Annotated in this window: 4 protein-coding genes; all 4 read right to left on the bottom strand. The window is 39.2% G+C overall.

Going from position 1 to position 4,114, the window contains the following annotated elements:
* Positions 1-226 precede the first annotated feature (226 nt).
* On the bottom strand, positions 227-427 hold the full coding sequence (locus tag J7K93_03745; GenBank protein MCD6116106.1) for a cold-shock protein: 201 nt from the start codon (positions 425-427) through the stop codon (positions 227-229).
* Between the two features lie 176 nt (positions 428-603).
* Positions 604-1,440, bottom strand: a complete 837-nt coding sequence (locus J7K93_03740) for a TIM barrel protein (GenBank protein MCD6116105.1) — start codon at positions 1,438-1,440, stop codon at positions 604-606.
* A gap of 19 nt (positions 1,441-1,459) precedes the next feature.
* Positions 1,460-3,109, bottom strand: coding sequence for an L-aspartate oxidase (gene nadB, locus J7K93_03735; GenBank protein ID MCD6116104.1), 1,650 nt, complete (start codon positions 3,107-3,109; stop codon positions 1,460-1,462).
* Positions 3,100-4,114, bottom strand: a 1,015-nt coding sequence (lpxK, locus tag J7K93_03730) for a tetraacyldisaccharide 4'-kinase (protein ID MCD6116103.1), incomplete at its 5' end; no start/stop codon positions are given. The genes nadB and lpxK, both read right to left, overlap by 10 nt.

Here is a 4,114-nt window from a genome sequence, read left to right as displayed (position 1 = left end):
TCTCATGGCTAAGGATTTTCAAAAAGCAAAATTATATCTTGAGGATTATTCACGTTCTCTTTTGCATGAAACAGAGCTTAAAGCAGTGGAACTTACAAATAAAATAAAAACCGATTTTTACAGATAGGCATGAAATATTTGTAAAACAATTAATAGCAGAATGAGAATGAAAAAGCCCTGTCTGTAAAAAAGACAGGGCTTTGATTATTAAAATTAAGCGAACGATTTATATCTTCCTAACGCTTGATGCTTGAGGACCCTTTGGTGTATCAGCTATTTCAAATTCAACTCGTTCACCTTCCTTAAGGGATTTGAAACCGTCACCCTCAATGGCGCTGTAATGTACAAAAACATCATCACCTTCATCTCTCTCAATGAACCCGAATCCCTTAGTATTGTTGAACCATTTGACTGTTCCACTTTCCATTGCTTATCCTTTCTCTTGGAACTAAACTTACTGCATACCAAAAACTCAAGCTTTTAAAAAGCATAAGCCTGAGAAATGGGATGCTCCTGCTTTACTTACGCAAGTTACAATTGACTATAGATAAAAGCAAGTATTTTTTTTGTTATATATAATTTAATCTAATGAAATAAAAATCATTAAAAAAGCCTTAAAATATTTCGAATCACCGGATTTTTGCTGCTTGCCGCTGCTGAGATAAGTTTTATTTTTAATTTCAGGGATAAAGCAAGCGGTTTGTTAATTGATTCTAATGTTTTTTTATAGGTTTGAAAAAGATAAACAACATCCCGGGCCGAAGGAGGCTTTATTTCATAATTAAGAACTCCGTTAAAGCCATATTTTTGTAATGTATTTAGTGTTTCCGATAGAGATAACACCCCCATATTAAAAGGCATGTGTGCATCTGAATGTTCATAACAGTCTGAAAGGTGTATCTCTTTTATATCGGCGCTATGTTCCTGATACATTTTTTTCCAATCATACCCTGCTACGAAGGCATGCGGGATATCAAAACAAAGTCCTGCAATTCTGGAACCGAGCCGGGATTTTGCAGACAGATAAAATTCTGAAAATTCCTGCGGAGTAAGAATGCTTATATTTTCGAGAAGCAGAGGAATGGGTATCTGCTTAAGTCTGCTCCAATAGAGATCAAGAGAAATGTGCTTTCTATCCATTTCGGGGGGATGAAAAACAGCGTATGAAAAATTAAATTTTGAAGCAAGTATATTAACTTTTTCAATGTCCTGTTTAATTTCAGATCTGTGCAGAGCTGATGAAAAATCATATCCATGTCCCCCGAAATTAGGGAGGTGCAGCCTGATATTAGAATTTTTTACAATATGTAAAATATCATCCTGCTCATCAAAAAGGGAAAGGGTAAATTCAAAAGAGTTGATTTTAAGGAATTTAAAAACAGTTACAACTTGAGAAAGAGAAAAGGTGCTGTATTTGTCGCATGTAAATCCAATGTCCATAATACTTGTCTCTGATTTATCAGGAAAATGAGTGTGAGAAAGGCTTTAGGGATATTGCATTCTGCCATAGTACTGTGTTGCCCTGCCAGTTTGCATCATCTCTCTCAGGATAGTCCGTTGTGTAGTGAAGGCCGCGGCTTTCCTTTCGGAATAGCGCTGACCTTATGACAAGGGACGATACACATGCAATGTTTCGGAGTTCTATTAGTTCCGGTGTTACTCGCGTTGCTTTGTAAAAATCTTCAACTTGCTTTTTAATCAGATTAATTCTGTCTCCGGCACGGGCGAGCCTCTCTGTATTTCTGACAATGCCGACATAATCCCACATAAGCCGCCTTATTTCCCTTCTGTCATGAGAGATAAGCACCCACTCTTCCTGGTCAAAAGTTCCTTCGTCACTCCAGTGCGGTATTTTTGGAATTGTAATATTCTGGCTTTCAATATATTTTATTGAATTCCTGTATGCCCGTTCTGAAAATACAAGAGCTTCAAGAAGTGAATTTGATGCAAGCCTGTTAGCACCATGCACACCTGTACATGCAGTTTCACCTGTTACGTAAAGGCCTTCAATTGTTGACCTGCCCTCAAGGTCAGTGATAACTCCTCCGCACATGTAATGAGCTGACGGCACCACAGGTATTGGTTCTTTTGTCATATCAATGTTTAATTTTGTTAAATTCTCGTTTATCTGCGGAAAGCGTTCCCTGACTTTTTCAGCGTCAAAATGTGTTACGTCCAGAAAAACACATACATCGCCTCTGCGTTTTATCTCAGCATCAATGGCTCTTGCAACAATATCCCTTGGAGCGAGATCTGCCATTTCATGGTAACCCTTCATAAAGGCTTCGCCGTCTTTATTGCGCAAAATAGCGCCAAAGCCTCTGACTGCCTCAGAGATTAGAAATGAATCACCTTCCGGATGGTAGAGTGTAGTCGGGTGAAATTGAATAAATTCAAGGTTTGCAATTGCCGCGCCTGCTCTGTATGCCATTGCAATGCCGTCACCTGTGGCAATGGAGGGATTTGTCGTATGAAGATATATCTGGCCGGTACCGCCGCTTGCAAGAAGAGTAACCTTTGCGAGGAAGGTTTTTACTTCACCGGTATCTCCGTCAAGAGCATATGCTCCCCAGCAGTGGGTTTTGTCTTTTGTTGTTTTTCCGCCTCCTGTAAGGTGATGTTCTGTAATTAATTCTACAGCAATATGATTTTCATGAACTTCAATGTTGGGATGGTTTTTAACTTTATTAAGAAGAGCTGTTTCCACTGCGTTGCCCGTTTTATCCATTGCATGGACTATTCTCGGTTTGGAGTGGCCTCCTTCCATTCCAAGATCAAATCCGCTGCCGTTTTCGGAATGAGTGAAAAGTACGCCCCAATCCACGAGGTCGTAGATTCTTTGAGGGCCCTCTTTGACAATTGCTTCAACTGCATCCTTATAGCAGAGATCAACACCTGCCTTTATTGTATCCTGAACATGACTTTCAAAAGAATCCTCAGGGTCTACAACAGCAGCTATTCCGCCCTGCGCATAATTTGTATTGGAGTCAGCACGCTGTTTTTTAGTTATAACAGCCACTGTTCCTTTGTTCGCTGCTCTTAAGGCAAAGGACAAACCTGCTGCACCGCTGCCTATGATTAAAAAATCGGTTTCGATACTCAAAAGAATTTCTCCGCAAATGGATTTATTTTATTTTTAAAACAGTTTTCTAAAATCGTATTAAAATAATTAATACCCTGCAGAATGTCAACACGTATTCTCAGGCTGTAAACAGGAAGGTCTGTTTTTCCCGTATCATAGAGCCTGACCATGTCTTTTTCCGTTGTTACAAGAGCTTCGGCATTTACAGCTTTTGCTTTGTCAGTTATCCGGTTAATATCTTTTTGTGTGAACCAGTGATGATCCTTAAAATGTATAAAGTCTGCAATGTTTACAGATGTGTTTTTTAATGTCCTTCGAAAAGAATCGGGATTCCCTGTTGCGGTAAACGCAATAACAGACTTTCCCTTAAGAGTTCCAATATCTTTTATATTATTATTTAATCCCACCCATGATTCAGGTACATACCCGGAAAGTACAACAGGTGCTGAATAGTAAGGCCTGATTTTGTTGAAAATTATATCTGTATTTCCGGATTCATTTACTCTTGATAAAACTACAACATCTGCACGCTTAAGAGAAGACAGAGGTTCCCGCAAGGGGCCTCCGGGAAGCAGTGATCTGTTACCCCAGGGATTTGAGGAGTCAATAATAACAATATTAATATTTCTATTTAGACGTCTGTGCTGAAATGCATCATCAAGAATAATAACATCAGGGTTGAATAAGTTCTGTGTGTACAGAGCTGCATCGTACCTGTTACTTCCGACTACAACCGGAATCTCTGAAAGAGTTTTGGCAATGAGATAAGGTTCGTCTCCTGCAAGGGAGGGAGATACTAGAAACCTGCTGCCGTCAAAAACCGTGATTATACCTTTTCCCTTCCTTTTATATCCCCTGCTTATTACTGCCGGCTTATGGCCTTCCTTTAATAATTTATCTGCAATAAATTCAACAAGAGGGGTTTTCCCTGTACCGCCTACTGAAATGTTTCCTACACTTATTACAGGTGTATCAACACTGTGTATTTTTAAAATGGAAGTATTATAAAGAATATTGCGGATTGTGATTGCG

The organism is bacterium, assembly GCA_021158245.1.
In the GTDB taxonomy this organism is placed as follows: Bacteria; Zhuqueibacterota; QNDG01; order QNDG01; family QNDG01; genus QNDG01.
This window is presented reverse-complemented; position numbering and strand designations above follow the sequence as displayed.

What these genes read in the sequence shown, in the direction of transcription:
- J7K93_03740 (MCD6116105.1), bottom strand. Translation starts at nt 1,440, where the DNA reads ATGGACATTGGATTTACATGCGACAAATACAGCACCTTTTCTCTTTCT.
- J7K93_03745 (MCD6116106.1), bottom strand. Translation starts at nt 427, where the DNA reads ATGGAAAGTGGAACAGTCAAATGGTTCAACAATACTAAGGGATTCGGG.